22 protein-coding genes are annotated in these 24,540 nt (G+C 67.5%); 4 read left to right on the top strand and 18 right to left on the bottom strand.

Annotation, left to right across the window (positions count from 1 at the left end; all coding sequences use genetic code 11):
• Positions 1–7 precede the first annotated feature (7 nt).
• Positions 8–1,633: a methyl-accepting chemotaxis protein gene (locus tag MRY84_RS19375; protein WP_291507319.1), complete on the bottom strand. Its 1,626-nt coding sequence runs from the start codon at positions 1,631–1,633 to the stop codon at positions 8–10.
• 168 nt (positions 1,634–1,801) lie between these two features.
• Positions 1,802–3,886: an NADPH-dependent 2,4-dienoyl-CoA reductase gene (locus MRY84_RS19370; protein WP_291507318.1), complete on the bottom strand. Its 2,085-nt coding sequence runs from the start codon at positions 3,884–3,886 to the stop codon at positions 1,802–1,804.
• 55 nt (positions 3,887–3,941) lie between these two features.
• On the opposite strand from MRY84_RS19370, the gene MRY84_RS19365 reads away from it, so the two are divergent.
• Positions 3,942–4,580: a TetR/AcrR family transcriptional regulator gene (locus MRY84_RS19365; protein ID WP_291507317.1), complete on the top strand. Its 639-nt coding sequence runs from the start codon at positions 3,942–3,944 to the stop codon at positions 4,578–4,580.
• Between the two features lie 119 nt (positions 4,581–4,699).
• Here the strand turns inward: MRY84_RS19365 and MRY84_RS19360 are convergent, their stop codons facing one another.
• Positions 4,700–4,924, bottom strand: a complete 225-nt coding sequence (locus MRY84_RS19360) for a SlyX family protein (protein ID WP_291507316.1) — start codon at positions 4,922–4,924, stop codon at positions 4,700–4,702.
• A 7-nt stretch (positions 4,925–4,931) separates the two neighbouring features.
• A complete protein-coding gene (locus tag MRY84_RS19355; protein ID WP_291507315.1) occupies positions 4,932–6,122 on the bottom strand; it encodes a PLP-dependent aminotransferase family protein in 1,191 nt (396 codons plus the stop codon).
• Between the two features lie 122 nt (positions 6,123–6,244).
• On the opposite strand from MRY84_RS19355, the gene MRY84_RS19350 reads away from it, so the two are divergent.
• The gene (locus tag MRY84_RS19350; RefSeq protein WP_291507314.1) at positions 6,245–6,724 is read left to right on the top strand and encodes a GyrI-like domain-containing protein; all 480 of its coding nucleotides are present in this window, start codon (positions 6,245–6,247) and stop codon (positions 6,722–6,724) included.
• Positions 6,725–6,802: 78 nt separating this feature from the next.
• Positions 6,803–7,441: an endonuclease III gene (nth, locus tag MRY84_RS19345; protein WP_291507313.1), complete on the top strand. Its 639-nt coding sequence runs from the start codon at positions 6,803–6,805 to the stop codon at positions 7,439–7,441.
• Between the two features lie 88 nt (positions 7,442–7,529).
• Here nth and MRY84_RS19340 read toward each other — a convergent pair whose 3' ends face one another.
• From MRY84_RS19340 to MRY84_RS19315, 6 genes are all read right to left on the bottom strand, one after another.
• Positions 7,530–8,267, bottom strand: coding sequence for an aspartate/glutamate racemase family protein (locus tag MRY84_RS19340; RefSeq protein WP_291507312.1), 738 nt, complete (start codon positions 8,265–8,267; stop codon positions 7,530–7,532).
• A 19-nt stretch (positions 8,268–8,286) separates the two neighbouring features.
• Positions 8,287–9,057: a GntR family transcriptional regulator gene (locus tag MRY84_RS19335; protein WP_291507311.1), complete on the bottom strand. Its 771-nt coding sequence runs from the start codon at positions 9,055–9,057 to the stop codon at positions 8,287–8,289.
• A 12-nt stretch (positions 9,058–9,069) separates the two neighbouring features.
• Positions 9,070–9,957, bottom strand: a complete 888-nt coding sequence (locus MRY84_RS19330; protein ID WP_291507310.1) for an ABC transporter permease — start codon at positions 9,955–9,957, stop codon at positions 9,070–9,072.
• A gap of 1 nt (position 9,958) precedes the next feature.
• Positions 9,959–10,870, bottom strand: coding sequence for an ABC transporter permease (locus MRY84_RS19325; protein WP_291507309.1), 912 nt, complete (start codon positions 10,868–10,870; stop codon positions 9,959–9,961).
• Between the two features lie 178 nt (positions 10,871–11,048).
• Positions 11,049–12,362 carry a PotD/PotF family extracellular solute-binding protein gene (locus tag MRY84_RS19320; RefSeq protein ID WP_291507308.1) on the bottom strand — a complete coding sequence of 438 codons (1,314 nt, stop codon included), beginning with the start codon at positions 12,360–12,362 and terminating at the stop codon, positions 11,049–11,051.
• 61 nt (positions 12,363–12,423) lie between these two features.
• Positions 12,424–13,494, bottom strand: a complete 1,071-nt coding sequence (locus MRY84_RS19315; protein WP_291507307.1) for an ABC transporter ATP-binding protein — start codon at positions 13,492–13,494, stop codon at positions 12,424–12,426.
• 293 nt (positions 13,495–13,787) lie between these two features.
• Between MRY84_RS19315 and MRY84_RS19310 the strand changes: the two genes are divergently transcribed.
• Positions 13,788–14,897 (top strand): GGDEF domain-containing protein, encoded by a 1,110-nt coding sequence (locus tag MRY84_RS19310; RefSeq protein ID WP_291507347.1) that lies wholly within the window; start codon positions 13,788–13,790, stop codon positions 14,895–14,897.
• A 20-nt stretch (positions 14,898–14,917) separates the two neighbouring features.
• On the opposite strand, the gene cobT is transcribed toward MRY84_RS19310, so the two are convergent.
• From cobT to MRY84_RS19270, 8 genes are all read right to left on the bottom strand, one after another.
• Positions 14,918–15,988 (bottom strand): nicotinate-nucleotide--dimethylbenzimidazole phosphoribosyltransferase, encoded by a 1,071-nt coding sequence (gene cobT / locus MRY84_RS19305; RefSeq protein ID WP_291507306.1) that lies wholly within the window; start codon positions 15,986–15,988, stop codon positions 14,918–14,920.
• 63 nt (positions 15,989–16,051) lie between these two features.
• Complete coding sequence (locus MRY84_RS19300; RefSeq protein WP_291507346.1) at positions 16,052–17,533, bottom strand: cobyric acid synthase; 1,482 nt, start codon at positions 17,531–17,533, stop codon at positions 16,052–16,054.
• A 35-nt stretch (positions 17,534–17,568) separates the two neighbouring features.
• Positions 17,569–17,961, bottom strand: a complete 393-nt coding sequence (locus MRY84_RS19295; protein ID WP_291507305.1) for a DUF3037 domain-containing protein — start codon at positions 17,959–17,961, stop codon at positions 17,569–17,571.
• Positions 17,948–18,742: a HipA family kinase gene (locus tag MRY84_RS19290; protein ID WP_291507304.1), complete on the bottom strand. Its 795-nt coding sequence runs from the start codon at positions 18,740–18,742 to the stop codon at positions 17,948–17,950. The genes MRY84_RS19295 and MRY84_RS19290 overlap by 14 nt, the downstream gene beginning before the upstream one ends.
• Positions 18,739–19,845, bottom strand: a complete 1,107-nt coding sequence (locus MRY84_RS19285) for an aminotransferase class I/II-fold pyridoxal phosphate-dependent enzyme (protein WP_291507303.1) — start codon at positions 19,843–19,845, stop codon at positions 18,739–18,741. Before MRY84_RS19285 ends, MRY84_RS19290 begins: the two co-directional genes overlap by 4 nt.
• Positions 19,842–20,771: an adenosylcobinamide-phosphate synthase CbiB gene (gene cbiB, locus MRY84_RS19280; RefSeq protein WP_291507345.1), complete on the bottom strand. Its 930-nt coding sequence runs from the start codon at positions 20,769–20,771 to the stop codon at positions 19,842–19,844. The genes MRY84_RS19285 and cbiB overlap by 4 nt, the downstream gene beginning before the upstream one ends.
• An 82-nt stretch (positions 20,772–20,853) precedes the next feature.
• The gene (cobO, locus tag MRY84_RS19275) at positions 20,854–21,423 is read right to left on the bottom strand and encodes a cob(I)yrinic acid a,c-diamide adenosyltransferase (protein ID WP_291507302.1); all 570 of its coding nucleotides are present in this window, start codon (positions 21,421–21,423) and stop codon (positions 20,854–20,856) included.
• 29 nt (positions 21,424–21,452) lie between these two features.
• A partial coding sequence (locus tag MRY84_RS19270; protein ID WP_291507301.1) for a cobaltochelatase subunit CobN occupies positions 21,453–24,540 on the bottom strand: 3,088 nt, incomplete at its 5' end.

Raw genomic sequence — 24,540 nt, 5'->3', positions numbered from 1 at the left:
CGCTGGATCAGCGAAGCTGGCGCAGGGGCGCGGCCGCCAAGGCCATGGGCCGAGCCGGCGGCGCGGGTGGCAGGAGGCCCTGCCCTCCTGGCGCCAGCGTGAAGTGCTGGATGACGTCCAGCAGCCGGCGCACCTGGTCTTTCATGCCCGCCGAGGCCGAGGAGCTGTCATCCACCAGCACGGCATTTTTCTGCGTGGCCGCGTCCAGCAGCCGCACGGCTTCGCCGATCTGCGCGATACCGCGGGCCTGCTCCTGGCCCGCATCCTTGATCTGGCAGATCAGCTCCATCATCTGGTCCACCCGCTGCACGGTGCTGGACACGCGCCCACCCGCCTGGCTCACCAGAGTCCTGCCGCGTTCGACACTGTGCACGCTCGCGGCGATGAGGCCGCGGATCTCCCGGGCCGCCGTGCTGCTGCGCTGCGACAGCCCCCGCACTTCCCCCGCCACCACGGCAAAGCCGCGGCCCTGCTCGCCCGCACGGGCAGCCTCCACCGCAGCGTTGAGGGCCAGCAGGTTCGTCTGGAACGCGATGTCGTCGATCACCTTGATGATCTCCGTGACCTTCTGCGACTGCGTGCTGATCTCCTGCATGGTGGCGATCACATCGCGCATCACGCTGCCGCCGTCGGTCGCTACTTTGGCAGCCTCCTGCGCGAGTTCGGCAGCGCGGTGGGCGTTGTCTGTGTTGTGCTGCACGGTGATGGTGAGCTGTTCCATCGAGGCGGCGGTTTCCTGCAGATTGGATGCCTGCACCTCCGTGCGGCGTGCGAGGTCTTCGGTGCCCCCGGCGATGAGCACGGCCTCCTGCGCCACCATCTCGGTGCTGGCGCGCACCTCGGTGATCACGCGCACCAGCTGGTGGTTCATGTCGCGCAGGGCGACCAGCAGTTCAGCGGTTTCATCCGTCCCGCGCACATCGATCTGCGCACTCAGGTCGCCCCCCGCCACGGTCTGCGCCAGCACCACCGCCTGCCGCAAGGGGCGCGAAATGGAGCGCGTGATGACCCAGGCCATCGCGGCCCCCGCCACGAGCGCCAGCCCGGTGGCGGCCAGCATCCACCAGTGGATGGTCTGGCTCATCTGCCGCGCGAGCGCAAACTCTTGCGCCGCCACATCGATCTGCAGCGCCACCAGCGCCTCGATGGCCGCCTGCACCTTGGCCGCGTTGGGGCGGATCTGGGTGATGTACAGCTCCGACCCGTCGTCGTATTTGCCTGCCACCAAGGCCGAAGCGGCGGGGATCAGCCCCTGGTCCAGGTACGCGGCATTGGCCGCCGCAAACGCCTGCGCCAGCGCTTGCTCCTGATCGCCCAGCGCCTTGCCGGCGTAGGGCTTCCACAGCGTCCGAATGCGCTCTACGTTGCTGGTCAGTGCGGCGTGGCTCGCCTGCAGGTTGCTGGTGCCAGGGTCCATCAGCATGTCCATGACCAACACCCGGTTGTGCTGTGTCAGGTGGCTGATTTCCGCCAGCAAGCCCAGCGGCACGGTCCGGTCTCCATAGAGCGCGGCACTGCGCTCGGTCAGCCGCTTGGCGCCGCTGATGCCGCCGGCGGCCAGCGCGAAGATGAGCAGCAAAAACACTGCAAACGCCAGGGCAAGCCTGGTGCCAATCCTGATTTTCTGGAGCATCTGAATCCTCGTCCAATGACCGCGTTGGGCGCCACCTGCCCGACTCCAGTCCGGTCGCTGCGCCTCCGCTCGACGGGATCCAGGAGCCCGGGCATTCCGGTTGGATTGATACTATTTGTTTCAGATGACTGTGCCGTGACGACGGGGCCGCTGGCTAGGAGCGCACTTTCACAGCCGCGCCGCCAACCGCGCGGCTTGGTCGATGGCGCGCTTGGCATCCAGTTCGCCGGCCTCCAGTGCGCCGCCGATCAGATGGGGGCGCTGCCCCAGGGCCTCCAGCGCCTGCGCCAGGCTGCGTAGCGGCACCTGGCCCGCGCACAGCACCACGGTGTCGCAGGGGATCCAGGTGGGGTCCTCGCGCTTTTCGCCGTACGAGACGAGCAGGCCCTCGTCGCCAATGCGCTCGTAGTTCACGCCGCCCACCATCTCCACCCGCTTCATCTTGAGCACCGTGCGGTGGATCCAGCCCGTGGTCTTGCCCAGGCCATTGCCGAGCTTGCCCTTCTTGCGCTGCAGCAGCGTCACCTGCCGCGCGGGTGGCGTGGCGCGGGGGCCGCCGGGGGCCAGGCCGCCGCGCGCCTCGGCCGGGTCGGTGATGCCCCACTCGGACTGCCAGGCGGGCAGGTTGAGCGTGGTGGACGGATGGTCCCCATGGGTGAGGAACTCGGCCACGTCAAAGCCGATACCGCCCGCGCCGATGATGGCGACGCGCTCGCCCACGGGCTTGCCGTGCTTGAGCACGTCGATGTAGCTCAGCACCTTGGGGTGGTCCTGCCCGGGGATCTGCGGGTCGCGCGGCAGCACGCCGGTGGCGACCACCACCTCGTCGTAGCCCTTCAGGTCCGCCGCCTCGACCTTGCGGCTCAAGTGCAGCTGCACGCCCGTGTCCTCCACACACGTGGCCAGGTAGCGCAGCATCTCGTGGAACTCCTCCTTGCCCGGAATCACCTTGGCCATGTTGAGCTGGCCACCGATGGCGGGCGCGGCGTCAAACAGGTGCACTTCGTGACCACGCTCCGCCGCCACCGTGGCGGCCGTGAGACCCGCAGGCCCGGCCCCCACCACGGCGATGCGCTTGCGGAATGACACTGGGCGGTACACCAGCTCTGTCTCATGGCAGGCGCGCGGGTTCACCAGGCAGCTGCTCGTCTTGTTCTGGAACACATGGTCCAGGCAGGCCTGGTTGCAGGCAATGCAGGTGTTGATGCGGTCGGCCCGGCCCTCGGCGGCCTTTTTCACGAAGGCTGCGTCGGCCAGCAGCGGCCGCGCCATCGACACCATGTCGGCGCAGCCGTCGGCCAGTACCTGCTCGGCCACCTCGGGCGTGTTGATGCGGTTGGAAGTGACCAGCGGCGTGGCGATGCCTGCCGCGGCAAACTCGGCCTTCATCTTCTGCGTGACCCACGCAAATGCCGCCCGCGGCACGCTGGTGGCGATGGTGGGCACCCGCGCCTCGTGCCAGCCGATGCCGGTGTTGACGATGGTGGCGCCCCCCGTGGCCACGGCCTTGCCCAGGGTGACGATCTCGTCCCAGGCGCTTCCGCCGGGCACCAGGTCGATCATCGACAGGCGGTAGATGATGATGAAATCCGGCCCCACGGCCTCGCGCATGCGGCCGATGATTTCCACTGGCAGGCGCATGCGGTGGCTGTAGTCGCCGCCCCAGGCGTCGCTGCGCAGGTTGGTGGCCTGCGACAGGAACTGGTTGATGAAGTAGCCCTCCGAGCCCATCACCTCCACGCCGTCGTAACCCGCCTCGCGTGCCTTCACGGCGCAGTTCACGAAGGCGCGGATCTGCCGCTCCACCCCACGCGCCGACAGTGCGAAAGGCGTGAACGGCGAAATCGGGGACTGCAGCCGCGACGGCGCCACGGCCAGCGGGTGATAGGCATAGCGGCCCGTGTGCAGGATTTGCAGCGCGATCTTGCCGCCCGCCGCATGCACCGCCTCGGTCACCACCCGGTGCCGCTTTGCCGCACCCGAGGTGGCGAGCGTGCCCGCAAACGGCTTGGCCCAGCCCGCGATGTTGGGCGCAAAGCCGCCGGTCACGATCAGGCCCACATCGCCCTCGGCCCGCTCGCGGAAGTAGGCCGCCATGCGCGAGAGGTCGCGCCCGTCCTCCAGCCCGGTGTGCATGGACCCCATGAGCACGCGGTTCTTGAGGGTGGTGAAGCCCAGGTCCAGCGGCGCAAGCAGGTGGGGGTACAGCGCCTGGCCGGGAAGCGGCGAGGGAGCAGTCAGGGTGGTGGTCATGGACGAGCGCGGGATTAGAAAAATTTTCTAGAACTTTATTCTAGAATTTGCCCGCATGGCAAGCCGCTCCCGTTCCATCCCTCCGATCCCCGCCAGCGAGGCGCCCGAACCGGCCGACCGCCGCCAGGACATCCTGAACGCCGCCCTGGCCTGCGCGGCCGACGGCGGTGTGGACGCCGTCACCATCGACGGCGTGCGCGCACGCTGCGGAGCCAGCGTGGGCAGCATCTACCACCACTTCGGCAACCGCGACGGCATCGTGGCGGCGCTGTTCTTCGACATCTTTCACGACCAGTCGCGCAGCGTGCAGGTGCAACTGGACGCTGCCCAAGGCGTGGAAGCCGGTGTGCGCGCCCTCGTCACAGGGTATTTGGACTGGGTGGTGGCGCAGCCCGAGCGGGCACGCTTTCTGTTCCAGGCCCGCGGCGCCGTGACCGCCGGCCCGCGCACGCCCGACCTGGCCGAGGCCGCGCGCCGCCGCAACCAGGCGCTGGTGGCCTGGTTCGAGCCGCACCGGCAATCCGGCGCCGTGCGCAACCTGCCCTGCGAGCTGATGCCTTCGCTGGTGATGGGGCCGGTGCAGAGCTACTGCAGGGCGTGGCTGTCAGGGTTGGAAGGATCGAACGCCCTGCCCTCGCCCACCACGTACCGTGAAGAGCTGGCCGATGCGGCCTGGCGGGCTGTTAAGGCGTGACTCCGGCCAGGCGCTTCTGAGCGCCTCCTCGTTCACGCTGAGCGCCCTGGAGCGCAGCGCCGAGCTTCGAGAAGCTCAGCCCGAACGGCAGGTGGTGTGCAGGGACCTCAGCACGAACGTCAGTAATGCGGCGGCAGTTCATCGCGCAGATTGCGCGGAGCGCTCTGCCCCTCCGGGGCCTGCTGGCGCAGCTGGATGACCTCGCGCGTGAGGCGGTCAATCAGCTCTTGCTGCTGATAGATCGTCATGTTGAGCTGGTCCAGCAGGTCTTCGGTGAAGCTGGCCTTGATCTCCAGGCTTTCGAGGCGCTGGAGAACCTCGGGGAGGCGGTGGGCGTCGGACATCGAGACTTCAGAGAGCCTGGCCGAGACGGGCCACGCCTTCGCGGATCTTGTCGGCGTCGGCCGTGGCGAACGACAGGCGGAACGTTGCGTGGTCCGGGTTGGCGCAGAAGAACGGTGTGCCGGGCACAAAGGCCACGCCTTTTTCAATCGCGCGCTTGGCCAGCACATTGCCGTCGGCCACTTTGCCGCCCGCGCCGGTGAGACGCGCCCACACGAACAGGCCACCCTGGGGCTGCACGAAGTCGATGGCGTCCCCCAGCTCCTTGCGCAGCGCGTCGCCCATGGCCTGGGCGCGCTCGGCGTACACATTGCGCACATGGGCCAGCGTGTTGGGCATGCGGCCGGCCTTGAGGTACTGCGCGGCCGTGGCTTGGGCGAAGGTGCTGGTGTGCGCGTCGCTGAACTGCTTGCACATGGTGGCCTTGGCCAGCAGTTCGGCCGGGGCAATCATCCAGCCCACGCGCAGGCCGGGCGAGAGCACCTTGCTCAAGGACCCGCAGTGCACCAGCAGCTCGCGGCTGCGGGGCACGGTGGCCGACAGGTTCAGCAGGCTGGGCGGCGGCGCATCGCCAAAGTACAGGTCGCCATAGGGATCGTCTTCCACGATCAGCGTGTTGTGCTTGACGGCCATCTCCAGCACGGCCTTGCGGCGTTCCAGGCTCAGCATGGCGCCGCTGGGGTTGCCGAAGGTGGGGATCAGGTAGACGAACTTGGGCTTGTGCTCGGCAATCAGCTTTTCCAGCTCGTCAGTCTTCACGCCGTTGCCGTCGATGGGCGCGCTGATGAGCTCAGCACCGTACAGGCGGAAGCACTGGATGGTGGCCAGGAAGGTCGGACCTTCCACGATCACCTTGTCGCCGGGGCTGATGAGCGTCTTGCCCAGCAGGTCCAGCGCCTGCTGGCTGCCGGTGGTGACGATCAGGTTGTCGGCCGCCACGCCCTGTGCCCCCTTGGTGGTCATGAAGGCGGCCAGTTGCTCACGCAGCGGGTTGTAGCCCTCGGTCGCACCGTACTGCAGTGCGGCGCCGGGTTCTTCGGCCAGGGCGGCATTGCTGGCGGCGCGGATGCCCTCCACATCGAACATCGCGCTGTCCGGAAAGCCCCCGGCAAAGCTGATGATGCCGGGCTTGCCCAGCAGCTTGAAGAGTTCGCGGATGGCGGAGGTTTCTACATTGTTCAGGCGGTCGGCAAATTGCATGGCGTGGACAGGAGTGGTTGGCAACAAACGCTGCATTGTCGCCAATTGGCAAGCAGGTTTCCTGCGGCTTACACTGACTTGGGCCTCTTCCCCCGCCACCCAGCACTTCAGGACCCCATTCCATGCCGCTCACTATTCGTACCCTGCCCCGCATGCGCCTTGCCTACATGCGCCACACCGGCGCATACGGCCATCCCGGCCTCACGGCGCTATGGGAACGGTTTGGCACCTGGTGCGCCGCCAACCGGCTGAGCGAGCCGCGCCCCAAGTTTTACGGTTTCAGCCACGACGACCCTGCCTGCACGCCGCCCGGCCAATGCCGTTACGACGCCTGCGTGCAGATCGGCGTGGGCCTGCGCACGGGCCCTGATGTGCAGGTGATGGACTACGAAGGCGGCGACTACGCATGCCTGCATTTCGTGGGCACGGGACCCGAGATCGCCGCCGCCTGGTCACAGTTGAAGGCGCCAGGCCAGATCCCGGAAGGCTGGGAATGGGAGCCGCGCGCCGCACTCGAAATCTACGATGAGAACTTTGCCGTGGACCCGGCAACGGGGCGCTTTCCGGTCTGGCTGTGCGTTCCCGTGCGGCGCAGCCGCTGAGGGGGCCGGCCTCTCCACCTGTCCTGCCTCTGTGGCCTGCAGTGGCGGACAATCTCGCCCGCCTCCCCGATTGCCTCCATGAAAACTGCCGACATCGAGCCCTTCTTCGCCACCCTCAAGGCCGCCAACCCCACGCCCAACACGGAGCTGGAATACACCACCCCGTTCGAGCTGCTGGCCGCCGTCCTGCTGTCAGCCCAGGCTACCGACGTGGGCGTGAACAAGGCCACACGCAAGCTCTTCCCGGTAGCAGGCACCCCGCAGGCGATTCTGGATCTGGGCCTGGAAGGGCTGGAGGGCTACATCAAGACCATTGGCCTGTACCGCACCAAGGCGAAAAACCTGATGGAGACCTGCCGCATCCTGGTGGAGCGCCACGGCGGCCAGGTGCCCCGCACGCGGGAGGCGCTGGAGCAGCTACCCGGCGTGGGCCGCAAGACCGCCAACGTGGTGCTGAACGTGGCCTTCGGTGAGCCCACCATGGCCGTGGATACGCACATCTTCCGCGTGAGCAACCGCACGGGCCTGGCGCCCGGCAAGAACCCACTGGCGGTGGAACTGCAGCTGATGAAGCGCGTGCCTGCAGAGTACGCCGTGGACTCGCACCACTGGCTGATCCTGCACGGCCGCTACGTGTGCCAGGCGCGTAAGCCGCGGTGCTGGGAGTGTGTGGTGGTGCCGTACTGCGACTTCACGCCGAAGGTGATGAAGCCCTGAATTTTTGCTATCAATAATATAGCTACCAGCGCTTGATGGTAGAGCGCCAGCGGCCAATCTAACTACTATCCGCAAGGTAGTGCGGCTCTCAGGCCACTTCCAGCGCTGCCATCTCCTGCGACAGCCCCACCCACCCCACATCAAACCCCGCCACCTTGCGCTCCGGCGGTACCGGGTGCGCACGCAGGGCCCAGTGGGCACCGGCCACCACGCTGTCGATCACCGGAACGGACACCTGGGGCTGCACGGCCGCGGCCATGCCCGCGAGCCCCGCTCCGCCCAGGATCACGGCCTGCACACCCATCTGACGCACCACATCGCGGCAGGCCTGGGCGAGCAGGGAGCGGGCGGCTTCGGGGTCGGCCGCGAGCTGGGCGCCCGTCGGTGCCACCGTGTGGATGCCCGCGAGCCCGTGTGCATGCCCCAGCGCCTGGGCCAGCCGCTGCAGCATCGGCCCCCACCGCTCGCCGCCGGTGACGATGGCAAAGCGGCCGTGGCGCGCGGCTTCGATGAACGAGGCTTCGGCCAGGCCGGTGACCGGCACAGGGCTGCTTTCGCGCAGCGCCATCAGCCCGGGGTCGCCAAAGCAGCCGATCAGCACGGCGTCGGGCGCGGGCCCGGGCTGGGCCAAGTCATGGGCCCAGGCATCCAGCAGCGCATGGGCGGCCACGGCGTAGCTGGCCTCGCAGGCGATGTAGGGCGCGCCAAAACGTGCCGTGGCCGTGCGCACGGCCACATGCGACCCGACGGCTGCTTGCACATGCTGCAGCAGCAACGTGCTGACATGGGCCGAGGTGTTGGGGTTGACGACGAGCAGTTGGCGCATGGGGCGAAAGGCGGTGGCGTCAGGCACCCAACAGTTGCGCCAGATCCGGCGCGTCCGGAGCGGGCGGCGTGAATTCGAGCTGCGACTCGATGCGTGCGAGATGCGCCAGCATCAGCCGGGGCGCCTCGCGGGCGTCCCGCAGGCGAATGGCGTCGATGAGCGCGCGGTGCTCGCGGCAGCCGCAGGCCGTGGCTTCCTCGCGGGTCTGCGCGTGGCTGGGGCTGTAGGTCATGAGGATGAGCGAGGTGCGCGACACCAGCTCGCGCAGGATGCGCCCCAGCGTCTGGTGCCCGGCGGCCTGTGCAATGTGCAGGTGAAAGTCGCCCGAGAGGCGGATGGCGCGGCGCATGTCGCCGGCCGCGCGAGCGGCCTCTTCATCGTCGATGCAGGTGCGCAGGGCAGTAATGTCGGCATCGGCGGCATTGGCGATGAACAGCTCCACCAGGCGCGGCTCCAGCAGGCGCCGGGCTTCGAACACCTCCAGCGCCTCCTGCGGCGTGGGCTGGGCGATGGATGCGCCCCGGTTGGGCGTGAGCGTGACCACCTGCTCGTTGGCCAGCCGCACCAGCAAGGGCCTCACCCGCGTGCGCGACACGCCAAAGGCCGCGGCCAGCTTGTCTTCCACCAGCTTGGTCCCCGGCGGAAGCTTGTGGTCCAGGATGGCCGAGACCATGCGGTCGTACATGTCGTTGTCGCTGAGCTGCGCGGCGGCATCGGGCGGCAGGGGCGGGGTTGGCGGCACGGCCTTGGCGGCGCGCGGCCGGCGGGCTTTGGGAAGGCTTGCGGTCATATGGCAGCCGTTTTACCCCGAACGGCCCTTGCGCCGGCGCCCCAGGGCCCACAGCAGCAGCAGCGTGATACCCATGACGAGGAACGAGACCACCGTGGTGACCGTGCCCAATGCGTAGATGGACGGCGTGGTCACCGTGCTGGTCAGCCCCTGCAGTTCCAGCGGCAGCGTGTTCACATCGCCAATGGCTTGGGATGTGCGCGCGATCTCGTCCCAGCTGAGCGTGAAGCCGAACATGCCAATGCCCACCACGGAGGGCGCGATCAGTGGCAGCACCACATGCGCAAAGCCTTGCCATGGCGTGGCCCCCAGGTCACGCGCAGCTTCTTCGTACGCGGGGTTGAAGCGGTTGAACACCGCAAACATGATGAGCAGACCAAAGGGCAGCGTCCACGTCAGGTGCGCACCCAGGGCCGAGGTGAACAGGCCGAGCGAGGTACCGTAGCCTTCCAGCGCGCTCTCCATGCCCCCCCGCTCCAGCACAGCCTTGATGCCGGTGTCGATCAGCCGGAACTCCAGCCCGATGCCCAGCGACACGATGATGGACGGCATGATGAGGCTGGCCACGACGATCAAGAACAGCGTGTTGCCACCCGCCAGCCGCTTGCGGAACGCGAGCCCGGCCAGCACCGACAACACCACGGTGCACAGCATCACCGCCACACCCAGGCCCAGTGAACGCCACAGCGCCGCACCTATGTCCACCACGCCCAGGCCCTCGGCCAGCTTGGTGAACCAGTGCAACGACACGCCGCGCATAGGAAACGTGAGCCCACCTTCGGGCCCCTGGAAGCTCAGGATGAAGATGACGAACATCGGCCCGTACATGAAAAGCACGAACAGCGCAAAGAAGATGGCCAGGGGCCAGAAGCTGGCGGGGCGGGAATCGCGCAGTTTCATCTCAAAGCTCCTTGCGGATATCGACGAGGCGCGTGAGGCCCCAGATGATCATCAGCACCACCGCCAGCAGGATCACCGCATTGGCCGCTGCCAACGGAAACTGCAGGTACGAGGTCTGCACCTGGATGATCTTGCCCACGGACGCGATCTGCTGCCCGCCCATCACGCCAATCGTCACGAAGTCACCCATCACAATGGTGAGCACAAAGATGGAGCCGATGATGATGCCGGTGCGCGACAGCGGCACGATCACGTTCCACAGCGTCTGCCAGCCGCTTGCGCCGCTGTCGCTGGCCGCCTCGATCAGACTGCGGTCGATGCGCATCATGCTGTTGAAGATGGGCACGATCATGAACATGGTGTACAGGTGCACAAACGCGAGCACCACCGAGAAATCCGAAAACAGCAGCCACTCGATGGGCGTCTCGATGAGGTTCATGCCCATCAGCGTCTGGTTAACCAGACCGTTGCGCCCCAAGAGCGGCACCCACGAGATCATGCGGATCACGTTAGACGTCCAGAACGGAATGGTGCACAGCACGAACAGCAGCGTCTGCATGCTCGATGAGCGCACATGGAAGGCCAGAAAATAGGCCACGGTGAAGCCGATCACCAACGTGATGAGCCAGACCAGGAAACTGAACTTGAGCGTGGACCAGTACGTCTTGAGCGTGACGCACAGCCCGTCCGACACATCGCCGCAGCCTTCGAAGATGGACACGTAGTTCTTGAACGTGAACCCGGGCAGCAGCTCGTAGTCGTTGAAATCCCAGAAGCTGACCATCACGATCAGCGCCAGCGGGATGATGAAGAACAGCGCAAACACCAGTGTGAACGGCGCGGCCTGCCACCAGGCGGCAATGCTGCGGCCGGGGACGGCAGCAGCGGGTAAGGACGGTGTGGTGGTACTCATGGTGTTTGCAAATCAGTTATCCGTCGCATCGGGCGACAGTCGTCAAAACTGGCGCGGCCCGATACCAGTGCCCCCGTGCAAGGGCCGCCCCGCCGCACCGGGCGCGTCCCCCTCCCAGATTGCGAAGCAATATGAGAGAGGGGGAAGGCGCGCAGCGCCTCAGGGGGTGGCACCTCTTCTACGCCGCGACGAATTCATTCCACTTCTGGACCATGTAGTTGTTCTCATCCATGATCGCGTTCCAGCAGGCAATGCCGCCCATGCGCGATTCGTAGCTGCCTCCGTCGCGCACCGCGCCGGACTTGGCCAGCACGTCGCCGTTGGGGCTCTTGATGTCCTGCGTGGCGGGCTTGCCTTCCATCCAGTAGGCCCACTCGTAGGCTTCCATCTTGGACTTGGCGGTCTCCAGCACGGCGCTGTAGTAGCCCTGGCGGTTCAGGTAGGCACCAGCCCAGCCGTCCAGGAACCAGTTGATGAACTCGTAGGCGCCGTCGAGCTTGCGGCCCGACAGGGTGGCCGGCAGGCCGAAGCCGGCGGCCCAGGCGCGGTAGCCTTCCTTGAGCGGCTGGAAGTTGCAGGCGATGCCCTTGGTGCGCACGGCCGTGACGGCAGGGCTCCACATGGACTGGATCACCACCTCGCCCGAGGCCATGAGGTTGACCGACTCGTTGAAGTCCTTCCACAGCGCGCGGAACTGGCCCTGCTTCTTGGCCTCGATCAGGGTCTTGATCGTGAGGTCGATTTCCTTCTTGGTCATGTTGCCCTTGTCGGGGTACTTGTACAGGCCCAGGGACTCGACCACCATGGCGGCGTCCATGATGCCGATCGAAGGAATGTTCAGGATGGCGGCCTTGCCCTTGAACTCGGCGTTCAGCAGCTCAGCCCATGAATTGATGGGGCGCTTGATGAGGTCGGGGCGGATGCCCAGCGTGTCGGCGTTGTACACGGTCGGGATCAGGCTCATGAACTGCGTGGGCGCAGTCGCAAACTTCTTGGACTTTTCGCCTTCCAGGTAGATCACCTTCTTGGGTGCAGTGCCCTGGTCGCCCACGGCCTTGCCCGCCACCATGCCGGTGGTGAACAGCGTGGTGATCTTGTCAGCGTTCTTGATGCGCTTGGTGTCAATGCCCTTGAGGTTGCCCGTGGGCACGATCTTCTTGAGAGAGAAGTACTCGGTGTCGATCAAATCAAAGCTGTTGGGCGCGGTGACAGCGCGCTTGGTCACGTCGTCGGTGGTCACGGCCACGTACTGGATCTCGATGCCGGTGTCGGCCTTGAATTTCTCGGCAATGGCCTTGTCCTGGTTCACCGCCGTGCCCAGGTAGCGCAGCACGATCTTCTCTTGCGCATGCACGGCCGGGAACATGCCAGCGGCCAGGATGCCCGCCGTGCCCTTGAGCAGCGAGCGGCGAGCCACACCAGTGGCTTCACGGACAACGCCAGTGGCATCGGAAACGACAACAGGGGAATCAGCACGGGAAGCATCGGACATGGGAACACTCCTTGGGTTGCGGAAGGGGACGGGTGAAAAATAAAAAGACTTGGCGGCGCGGTCAGGCGGCTTGAGCCATTGCGGGAACGGGCACGGACAGCGGGTGCGCCTGGTCGGGCGTCCAGTGCAGTTGCACGCCCTGCCCCACCTGGTAGGGCTGCGCGGCAAAGGCGGCTTCAGACACCATCACCGAATACGCCGCCGTGGCATTGGCCGACAGGGGTACGCCCTGCTTTTGCAGACCCAGCAGCACATAGGTGCCTTGGTACTCCACATCGGTCACCACGGCCTGCATGCGCTGGGCACCCCAGGGCAGATCGGCGCTGGCGGGGGCTATCTGCAGGTGGTCGGTACGCACGCCCACCTTGCCTTCAGGCGTGTCGATCACGTTGTGCCCGCCCATGAACCGCGCCACGAACTCGCTGGCGGGGCGGTTGTAGACCTCGTGCGGGCTGCCCACCTGCTCGATCACGCCATGGTTCATCACCACCATGGTGTCGGCCAGGGCCATGGCTTCTTCCTGGCTGTGAGTCACGTGGATAAAGGTCAGGCCCAATTCCTTCTGCCAGCGGCGCAGCTCGGCGCGCATCTGGATGCGCAGGAAAGGGTCGAGGGCGGAGAGCGGCTCGTCGAGCAGCAGCACGCGCGGCTGCGTGATCAGCGCACGCGCCAGCGCCACGCGCTGCTGCTGCCCGCCTGAGAGTTCGGCCGGCTTGCGCTCGGCCAGGTGGCCCAGGGCTACCCGCTCCAGCAGATCGCGCGCCTTGGCCTGGCGCTCGACCTTGGGCACACCTTTCATCTTCAGGCTGAAGGCCACGTTGTCGAGCGCCGAGAGGTGCGGAAACAGCGCGAAGCTCTGGAACATCATGGCCGTGCCGCGCGCGGCGGCGGGCAGGTCGGTGATGTTGCGGTTTTCCAGCAGGATGTCGCCGCTGGTCACCGACTCGTGCCCCGCAATCATGCGCAGCGTGGTGCTTTTGCCGCAGCCCGACGGGCCCAACAGACAGCAGTAGCTGCCGCTGGCAATGCGCAGGTTGATGGCATCGACGGCCGGCTTGCCCTGGGCGTAGCGCTTGGTCAGGGCGACAAGTTCAATGGCGGCCAGTGCCGGATCGGGAGTGAGGCTTTGCATGGGCTCGCCGTACGCAAGGCCCATGCCAACTTTGTACACAATGTTGTTTCAACTTTGCATACAAAATGCACCAGCACTGTGCGCCAGCGGCGTCCCTGCGCCTGAACAACGACACGGATGCACCACCATCGCTTTGCACGCACATCGTTGTGGTGCGAGGATGCGCCTCGCGATTTGGTGAATGACCCTACTTGTCTGCGCAGGGGCGTGGCTATACTGGCCCGGCGTCAGGAAACATTTTTTTACACACTCCCCCCCCCCGCGCGCGCCGCATGAACCTGGACCCACGCTCGATGATTGCCATGGCGGGCGTCATGTCCGCCATCATGGCCATCGTGCTGCTGTTCATGCGGCGCTACTACCCGCCCTCCATCCGGGGCGTGGGCGCGTGGGCCGCAGCGCCGCTGCTGTGGCTGGCATCCACCGTGCTGTTCGGCGCACGGGGGCTCATCCCAGACTGGCTCAGCCTCGTGCTCGCCAATCAGTTGCTGGTGCTGGGCACTGTCACCTACTACATGGGCACGCGCAGCTTCATGGGCCAGCCGGCGATCTGGCGCCCCTGGAACTGGCTGATGGCAGGCACCACCCTGGTGTTCATCGTGCTCACTTACTGGATCCCCCACTACGCGCTGCGGGTCGGGTTTTTCACGGTGGTCATGGAGGTGCTCTACGTCGCGCAGATGCGCTTCATGCTGCGCCATGGCGGGCGCAACTTTCCGGTGCGGCTGGTGGAGGTGGTGTTGGCGCTGCACATGGGAGTGCTGGCCGTCCGGCTGATTTCCATCCTGGCCGGCAAGGCCGGCTCAGACCTCATGGAGCCTTCGCTGTTCCAGACGCTGTACATCGGCGCCTATGTAATCACCGTGCTCATGCTGTCCATCGGCGCCGTCCTCATGGCTACCGACCGGTTGCGCACCGAGCTGGAACACCTGGCCACCCACGACTCGCTGACCAACACCCTGAACCGCCGCGCCCTACTGCAACGCTGCGAAGACGAGCTGGAGCGGGCGCAGCGCTACGGCAACGGGCCGTCCATCATGATGGTGGACCTGGACAACTTCAAAGCCGTGAACGACACGCAGGGGCACCAGCACGGGGATGCGGTGCTGGTGCATTTTGCTGAGCGCACCCGCCAGGTGCTGCGCCGCGGGGATCGGCTGGGGCGCTATGGCGGCGAGGAATTCCTGGTGCTTCTGCCCGGCGCAGACACCGCCGCCGCGCTGGGCGTGGCCCAGCGCATCCACGCCACGCTGGCCGCTGGGCACCCGCTAGACTGCGAAGTCAGCATTGGGCTGACGAGCTGGACCGGATCGCACGAGACGCTGGATGCCATGCTCTCGCGCGCCGATGCGGCGCTCTACCGGGCCAAGAATGAAGGCCGCAACCGGACCGTGGTCGCCTGACGAACCCGCCGCCTGCCCCTTTAAGCCGTTTGGGTAGCTACCCCGGCCGATTCAAAACTTGCCATCTCCGCCAGCACCGCACAGGCCGACTGCAGCAGGGGCCAGGCCAATGCCGCGCCAGAGCCCTCCCCCAGCCGCAAGCCCAGGTCCAGCAGCGGCTCGGCCTGCATCTGCGCCAGCATGAGGGTGTGGCCGCGCTCGCCCGAGCGGTGCGCGAACACGCAGCGCTGCAGCACGTGCGGCTGCAGGCGGCTGGCCACCAACACAGCGGCGCTGGTGATGAAGCCATCCACCACGATCACGCGGCGCTCGGCCGCAGCCTGCAGCACGGAGCCGACCAGCGTGGCCACCTCGTAGCCGCCCAGCGCCGCCAGCGCTTCCAGCGGGCTGGTGGCACTGGCGTTCACGTCCAGCGCCAGCTGCAGCACGGCGCGCTTGCGCTCGATGCCTGCCGCGTCCAGGCCCGTGCCAGCGCCCGTCACCTCGGCCAGGGGCAGCCCGGCCAGGCGCGCCAGCAGCAGCGATGCCACCGAGGTGTTGCCAATGCCCATTTCGCCCAGCAGCAGCGCATTGCCCGGCATTGCGCGCACCACTTCCATGCCGTTGAGCAGGGCTTGCGCGCATTGCTCGGGCGCCATGGCGGGGCCGGTCGAGGCGTCTTGCGTTCCGGGCGCCACGTTGCGCACCAGCAAGCGCGGCGCGCCAGGTGCCGTATCGCGGACAGCGATGCTACGCGCCACGCCACAGTCCACCACCGTGAGCTGCAGGCCATGCTGGCGCGCCAGCACGCTCACGGCGGCACCACCGGCCAGGAAGTTCTCCACCATTTGCCACGTCACGTCGCTGGGGAAGGCCGACACCCCCTTGGCCGCCAGTCCATGGTCGCCCGCACACACCAGCATTTGCGGCTGCACGAGTGCCGGAGCTTCGGTGCCCAGCACCTGGCCAATGCGCAGCGCCAGTGCTTCGAGGCGACCCAGCGAACCGAGTGGTTTCGTCTTGTTGTCGAGCAAGTGTTGCAAGCGGGCGGTGAGGCGGGCATCGGTGATGTCGGCAATAGCAGGTGCGGTGAACTGGGCCAGGGATTGCATGGTGTATGAGATAGCTCGCAAAAAAGAAGAACCGAAAAACAGGAGTGGCGGCGGGGTGCGTCCTCAGCCTCCGGGGAAAGCCGGCACGATCAGCGCGCTCAGCGTTCCCGGCGCGAAGCTGGCCTCCGCCATCCGGGCCAGCCCTTCAAACACGGCGTCGAGCGTGGGAACGGGCGCCGCGCCGGCACGGCCAAACACGGCCTGCAGCACAGCAGGGTCTTCGAACAAGCCATGCAGGTACACGCCCAGCACATTGCCTGCCGGGTTTTGCCAGGCAATACCTGGGATCACTTCACGAGCCACATCGCCCTTGGCGGCCATGGCGGGGTGCTGGGCCGTCTGGCCGTGGTGAATTTCGTAGCCAGTGACCGGCGCACCCGCCAAGGCCTCCCACGCACCGTGCATCGCGCCAAACTGCGCCTGCGTGCGCTGCACGGTTTTGGCGACCTCGAAAGTGGTGACCAGGGGCAGCAGGCCCAGGCCCGGCGCATTGCCGTCGATGCCTGCAGTGTCGATCAGCGCCTCGCCCAGCATCTGCAGGCCGCCGCACACGCCCAGCACCGAGCCGCCCTGCCCTGCGTGGCGGGCTATGGCCCCGTCCAGGCCCTGCGCACGCAGCCAGGCCAGGTCGGCGGCGGTGGATTTGGAGCCAGGCAGCACCACCCAGTCAGAGGGTTTCAAACCACCCAGCTCGGCCGGGCTGCGCGCCCACAACAGGCGTACACCGGGCACATTCTTGAGGGGCTGGAATTCGTCGAGGTTGCTGATGCGCGGGTAGGCGATGACAGCCACCGTGGTGTGCACGGCACCCGCCGACAGCGTCCGGTCGTCAAACACTCCATCTTCTTCGGGCAGGCCGTGGTGCCACTGCATGGGGATGGTGGCCACGGTGGCTATGCCCGTCAGCTCCTGCAGCATCTGCGGCGCGGGGGCCAGCAGGCTGGCATCGCCGCGAAACTTGTTGAGCACAAAGCCCTTGATCAGCGCACGCTCGTCCTCGGGCAGCAGCGCCCAGGTGCCGTACAGGTGGGCAAACGCGCCGCCCCGGTCGATGTCCGTCACCAGCAGGCAGCGTGCATCCGCATGGCGGGCCACGCGCATGTTGACGATGTCGCTGGCGTGCAGGTTGATCTCGGCGGGCGAGCCGGCGCCTTCGATGACCACCACATCGTTCTCGGCACGCAAGGCATCCAGCGCCGCCGCAATATGAGGCCACACCTTTTCGCTGCGGCCGCGCCAGGGCATGGCCGTGAGTTCTGCACTCACCTGCCCCATCAGCACGACCTGGCTGTGCGTGTCGGCCTCGGGCTTGAGCAGCAACGGGTTCATGCGCACTTCCGGTTCGGCGCGGGATGCCAGGGCCTGGAAGTATTGGGCGCTGCCGATCTCGCCCAGGCGGCCGCCCGGACCCGACACCACCCGCGCGTTGTTGCTCATGTTCTGCGCCTTGAAGGGCGCGACGCGCAGGCCCAGGTTGCTGTAGTAGCGGCACAGCGCGGTGGTGAGCCAGCTTTTTCCCGCACCGCTGGTGGTGCCCAGCACCATCACACAACGGGCCAATTTGGGAGCAGAGTTTTCAGTCAAGGCAGTGGGCGGACCATGCGGTCCATGATGTGTTCGAGCGCCGACGCGGCATCGGTGCAGCGGCCGGTGTGAACAGGGGAGGTCTGGATGATGGCGCTGCGCCGGGCGGTGAGCCAGTGAAACCGCTGGCGAAACGGCAGGCGTGCGATGGGTCCGCACCCCTCATCGCCCGCGCAGATGGCCACGATGGCGGCCAGATGGCGACGCACAGTGTCGATGTCAACGTGCGGGTCCATGGCCAGCAGACGAGCTTCGTCCAGCGCAATGGCGGCCTGCAGAAAGCCGCTGCGCTGGCACGAGAGGATCACGCCCGCGTTGACGAACTCCTCGCGCTCCACGCGCGGCACCACCCGAACGATGGCGTAGTCGTATACCTCAGGCGCATGCATCGGCAGCCTCCTTCAACGCGCCCACCCAGGTTGCGCGCCCAGCCAGACGCGCGCAGAAATAGTGCACGTAGGCTTGGCGATGGCTCGCCGGCACTGACAGCGGTCCCGCGGCATGCTCGGCGCCCGCGAGCTGCAGAAACTCGTCAGGCACCTCGGCCAGAAGGTCCGTAACCACCTCGGGCGTGAGGCGCGCGGCCAGTTCCGCATCCACCTGCTCCACGGCCTTGGCCCGGGCCAGCAGCACGTGGTCGGCAATGGGTGCGAAGGGCTTGGCTGGCTGGGCGACGGCACCGTTCCACGCATGGTGAAAGGTCAGTGCTGCGCCGTGGTCGATCAGCCAGGGCTTGCGGTGCCACATGAGCAGGTTGGTGTTGCGCGCCGTGCGGTCCACGTTGCCGACCAGCGCATCGAACCACACCAGGCGCGAGGCAAAGTCCTGAGACACCTCGTCCACGGCAGGATCGAAATTGACAGCGCCCGAGAGGTAATCCAGCCCGACGTTCAGGCCACCGCTGGCACGGACCAGATCCTGAATCTCGGGGTCGGGCTCGGTCTGCGCGAGGGCCGTGTCCAGCTGGGCCAGCACGATCTCGGGCACCGGCAGGCCCAGCGCCCGCGCGATGCCGCCTGCGATGATCTCGGCCAGCAGCGCGCGCACGCCCTGCCCGGCGCCGCGGAACTTCAGCACGTAGGTGCCCAGGTCGTCACCCTCGACGATGGCGGGCATGGAGCCACCTTCACGAAGCGGCGTGACGTAGCGTTGGACGGTGACGGTTCTCACAAGGTCTCCCCGATTCCAGTTGGAACACTGCCGGGGATGGTACGACCCCGCAGCGCCTGCCAGGCAACCTGCAGCGCATCCTGCGCAGCAGGCGCGAGCACTCCCATCCGCACCGTGCCAGGCAGGCCGAACGAAGCCGCGTCCCGCAGCTTGATGCCACTGGCGCGCAGGGCCGCCAGATCGCCCGCCAACGTGGCGGTGGCGGGCTGCGCGCAGAAATAGTTGGCCAGGCTGCCCGGATGCACCGCCCAGCCCAGCTGCCGGCACAGGGCCAGCTGCCGTGCTTTCCACTCGCGCAAGGTAGCCAGGCTGTGCACCAGCCACTCCTGCACTGGCGCTTGCACCCATGCATGCAGCAAGGCCACGCCGTGGGCGCCCACAGGCCACGAAGGCGCCAGGGCGGTGAGCACCCGCACTTGCGCCTCGCACCCTGCAGGGGCAATTGCGTAGGCAGCACGCACGCCCGTCAGGCCCAGCGCCTTGTTGGGCGTCCACAGCTGCCAGCAAGCCGAGGGCACCTGGGGCGAGGGTTCGCCGCGCCATGCGGCGTTTGCGTCCATCCGCAGCGGGGCGTAGGCGCAGTCGAGCACGCGCCATGCGCTGGCCTCGCCGCTTTGATCGTCCGCGCATCCAGCAACGCCGTGCTTCCAAAGGTGCGCTGCGGTGTCTTCCACACCCAGCGGGCTGGACGGCTCGCAGGCCCATTGCAGGCCTGCCGCGCCCCCTGCACTGCCTCGCACCACCTCCAGTCCGCGCACCAGTGCAGCCTGGGCGTAGTCGCCATAGCTGTGCAGTGGCACCGCCACGTGCGCCACACCCTGCGCTGCCGCCAGCGCGGTGATGCGGTGAATGAACTCGCTGGCACTGGCCGCCAGCACCACGCGGCCGGGGTCCACACGGTGGAATGCACCCAGGGCCGCGCGCAAGGCCGTGTAAGCCGGGTCGGGGTAGCGTGCGGCATCGGCCAACTGGACCGCACGCAATGCATCGGGGCATGGCCCGCACGCATTGCTGTTGGTCGAAAAATCAAAGACCGGGTTGCCCGCGGCGTCCGGCCCCCCGTGCAGCGGGATCGACAGGGAAAGCAAGTCCGGCGATGTCATGCCCGCAACCCCGACCATACGCCCAGCACCAGCAGGTGGAGCACCACCACGACAGGCACCGTGGCCAGCACGACCCGACTGCCCAGGCGCGCCGCGCGCTGCGTATCCAGCGGCCCGGCCCTGCGGCCCCGGCTGTTGAGCGTGTACACCCCGGGCTTGGCGAGGCGCACGCCCAGCGCGAGCGCCATGGCCGCCATCGGCCAACCACTGTTGGGGGATGGCGTCTTGCGGGCCTGCCGCGCCAGCTTGGAAAGCGGCAGTCCGTTCGCAACCACCGCCAGCAGCCCCGACGTGATGCGCGCGGGCACCCACGACAGCACGTCGTCCGCCCGCGCGGCCCATTTACCTGCCCATTGCCAGTAACGCCCGCCGCGCATGCCAGGGTAGCCCCACATGGCATCTGCCGTGTTGGCAAAGCGGTACAGCGCAGCGCCCGGCAGGCCCAGCAGCGCAAACCAGAACAGCGGCGCCACCACCGAATCATTGAGGTTTTCGGCCAGCGACTCGATGGCGGACTCGCGCACCTGCACGGCGGTGAGACTGCTCACATCACGGCTCACCAGCCGCGACAGCTGCGCGCGCCCCGCTTCCAGCGACTGGCCCAGCGCCACCTCCACCGCCAGCACCTCGTCGTGCAGCATGCGCCAGGCCAGCAACGGCTTGAGCAGCAGCGCCAGCAAGGCCGCCGCCAGAAACCCGTGCAGCATCAGCACCAGTTCCTGCGCCGCCCACGAAGCTATAAAAATGATAGCTGCCTGCGCACACCACGCAAGCGCTGCAAGCCAAAAAACCTTCAAATCCCTGGCCACCGGGGCCACGGGCGCCAACCGCTCGCCCCACCACTGCAAAGCTCGCCCCATCCAGACCACGGGGTGCCATCCAGCGGGGGGCTCGCCCAGCCACCAGTCCACCGCCAGCGCCAGCATTGGCACGCCGATCCACACCGCCAGCAGGGGCCAGCCTCCGGCGGGTGTGGTCAACAGAAAGCCATAGTCCGACACGAAAGTCCTAGTCTTCGATGCCGCGCTGCGCGGGGATGCCAGCCTTGAACGCGTGCTTGACCATCTGCATCTCGGTCACCGTATCTGCCAGCTCGATGATCTCGGGCGGGCAACGGCGGCCCGTGAGGCACACGTGCACGTCACGGGGACGCTCGCGCAGGGTCTGCAGCACACCATCCAGCGGCAGCCACCCGTAGATCAGCGGGTAGGTGATCTCGTCGAGCACCACCAGAAAATGCTCTCCCGACAGGATGGCGGCGCGCGCCTTCTCCCAGCCATCGCGCGCGAGCTGCGCCGAGTGCTCCAGGTCCTTGCTCTTCCAGCTGAAGCCGTCGCCCAGGCCCTCGATGGGCAGGCCGATCTGCTCGAACATGCGGTGTTCGCCAAAGCGCGCCGTGGGCACCTTCATGAACTGGAAGATCTTGACCGCCTTTCCCCTGCCGTGCGCGCGCAGTGCCAGGCCGAAGGCGGCCGTGCTCTTGCCCTTGCCGTCGCCGGTGTTGACGATGACGATGCCACGGCGCTCGCCCTCGGCTTTTTCGTAGCGCTTTTCGGTGGGAGGGGTTTCGATTTGCATGGTGTTCATTCTTTCAGAGAGACCGGGCGTCAAGCGCCGGCGGGTTGCAGCCGGGGCAAGGAGGAGGACGGGCGGCGCGCCTGCCACGCAGCGCCTGCGAGCACTACCAGCGCCATGACCAGCAGAGCCACAATGCGGGCCATGCGCTCCACGGGGCTGTGCTGGGGAACTGTCTCCGGCGCATCGCGTTGGGGCTGGCGTTCCAGCAGCACCCCCATCGTGGGCACGGCTGGCGCAGCGGGCACCGCTTGTGCCGGGGCCGGTGGTGCGGGCAAGTCGGCAGCCGGGGGCTCGGGCCGCGGCGGCGGAGCAACGGCGGGGTCCTGCGGAGTGGCGACGGCCAGACCGGTCGGCGCGGGCTGAACCTCGGCAGCGCCCCGCACGGCCTGCTCCACCCAGCGGCGCACGCTGGGCAGCTCGGCCGCCAGCGGAGCCGTGCGCGTCAGCTCCTGGTATATCTGCGCCAGCTGCTTTTGCGTGTCGGCATCGGCCTGCCAATATCCCTGGCGCTGCGCCTGCACCAGACGCTCCAGCGATTGGGCATAGGCCTGCGGGTGCTCTTTGAGCCAATCGGGCAGGCCCAGCTGGTGCTTGTCGCGCACCAGCACGTCATAAAAGCTTTGCCAATGATCGCCGCGCACCGTGTCGGGCGCGACGGCCTGCCAACCCCAGGCGAACTGCACGGCCTTGAGCACCTGCAGCGTGCCCGAATAGCCCTCGGCCTTCTGCGCCTGGAGCCAGCCAGGGTGCAGGTAGCGCGACTGCATCTCCAGCGCAATGGCGCGCTGTGCAGTTTCGGTAGTGGGCTCGCCTGCATCCTGCAGCTGGGCCACATGCAGCTCCAGCCCCTGCGCTCGCCCGGCCACGCGGGCTGCCGCCGACAGGCCGCCCAGGTACTGAAACGGGTCGTCCGAGCTGACCATGGCATACAGGTGCGAGCTGCGCGACAGGATGGCTGCGTCGGTGCGGCGCAGGTGCGCTCCCAGCGCCTTCGCCGCCGTGCCGCCCGCAACCCCCGTCACCGGCTCGCCCTCCAGATAAGGCTGGCTCATGCGTTCGAGGAACATCTGGCCCAGGCGCGCATCGTTGGTTTGCAGGCCGTCGCTTTGCACCGCGTCAGACAGGCCGGTGCCGTAGTCGCCCACCGCATTGCCGAACGAGCGCACGCGCGCCAGTTGCTCGGCCTGCGCGCGGGGCACGCCCTGCTTGCGCAGCTCCTGGCCAATCTGCGCGGTGTTTCGTGCGATCACATTGCCGGGCTCGGCCGTGGCGGCCTGGGCCACGGCGCGGTCCAGCAGCGCCATCAGCGCGGGGAACTGGTCACGGTACGAGCCGGTGATGCTCATGAGCACATCGACGCGCGGGCGTTTCAACTCATCGGCAGCAATGGTCTCGACCCGCGCCGGGCGGCCCGCGTCGTCCCACACCGGGCGCATGCCCAGCGCCACCAGGGCCTGCGCTTCCATGATGCCCTGGTGGCGCAGTGTTTCGCCCGCCCACAGCGACAGCGCCATGCGCTCTGGCGCCTGGCCGTTGTGGCGCGACTGGTAGTCCTTGAACCAGTCGTTGAACAGCGTCTGCGCCACGGCATACGCCTGACGTGTGGGCAGGCGGCTCGGGTCCAGCCCCGTGAGGTTGCGGCCTGTGGGCAGGCTGTCGGGGTTGCGGATGGGATCGCCACCGTAAGCAGCGGGCAGGTAGCGCCCATCCAGCGCAGCCAGCAGGCCGGGCAGCTCGCCCTCCGTGGCCAGCAGGCGCTCCAGCTCCTGCGCGCGCTGGGCCAGCTGCAGCAGCGCGGGCGTGTCGATGGGTTGGCGCGCGGCGCGGTTGGGCACATGGTCTTCGGCGCGCACCAGGCCGTCCTGTGCTGGCGGCGCATCAGGCAGCGCGGGGCGCAGGTCCAGCCTGCTTGCGGCCTCGGCGTCCTTCAACGCCACCTCCAGCCAGCGCGCGGGGCGCGCGGCCAGCACGGCGTCGTGCTTGATGAGGAAGGCTTCGTCGATGTCCTCGCCCAGCGCCTCGATCAGCGGCTTGCGCAGCGCCTGCAGGATGGTCTCGCGCCGCTGCTCGGGCGCGGGCACGCGGCCGAACACGGCCAGGCCCTTTGGCTGCGAGCTCTGCGCGAGCTGGTCCAGGTACGGGTGCAATAGTTCGAGGAAGCCACTGAAGTCGGCCGCGATGCGCTCGGCGCTCCAGCCCAGGTCGCGGTGCAGCTGGTGCTCCACGAACTGCGCCACCAGCTGCTTTTCGAGCGCGCGGCGCGTGGGGCCTTCGTCCACGGTTTCCCATTCGTGCATCACCTCGTGCATGTGGGCCATGCGCGCCTCAAAGCCTGCCGGGGCGAACACCGGCGTGCGGTGGCTCACCAGCACCGCGCGGCCCCGGCGCTTGGCCGTGAGGGCCTCACCCAGGTTGTCCACGATGTAGGGGTAGACCACGGGCAGGTCGCCCAAGGGCAGCAGCGCGTCGTCGTGCACCTCCAGCGCACGCGCCTTGCCGCCGGCCCATTCCTGCGTGCCATGGGTGCCAAAGTGGATCAGCGCATCGGCCTCCAGCTGCGCCCACAGGTACACGGCCAGGTAATGGTGCGACAGCGGCGCCTTGCTCTTGTGCATAAACGGGTTCTGGCCCAGGCGCAGTGTTTCTTCGCGCGGGGGCTGGGGCAATACCAAGAGTTTGCCCACCTGCAGGCGCGGGATGACGAACACCTTTTCGCCCTGCCACTCGACCACGTAGCGGCTCTTTGCGGAAGTGCCCCAGTGCGCGTTCATGCGCTCGCGCACGGCCTTGGGCAAGGTGGCCAGATGCTGCTCATAGCGCGCCAGGGGCAGCGCGGCGGCCTGGCCGCTTTGCAGCAGCGCGCGCACATCGGCGCCGGGGTAGTAGGCGGCGAGCAGCGGTTTGAGCCCATCAATCCAGCCCTGCTCGGGCACACGCTCAGTACGGTAGCCCGCCTGGGCCAGGCCGCCAGAGACCTGTTCCAGGCTGCGCGGCACGTTGAGGAACGAGGCGCCAAAGTTGGTGCCACCCGGCGGGTAGTTGTAGACCATGGCCACCAGGCGCTTGTCGGCGGCGGGTTTGATCTGCAGTGCGATCAGCCGCCGCGCCTTGGCCGCC

It is taken from the genome of Acidovorax sp., assembly GCF_022763525.1.
Classification (GTDB): Bacteria; Pseudomonadota; Gammaproteobacteria; order Burkholderiales; family Burkholderiaceae_C; genus Acidovorax.
Note: the sequence above shows the minus strand (reverse complement) of the source record. Positions and strands in the feature narration are given on the sequence as shown.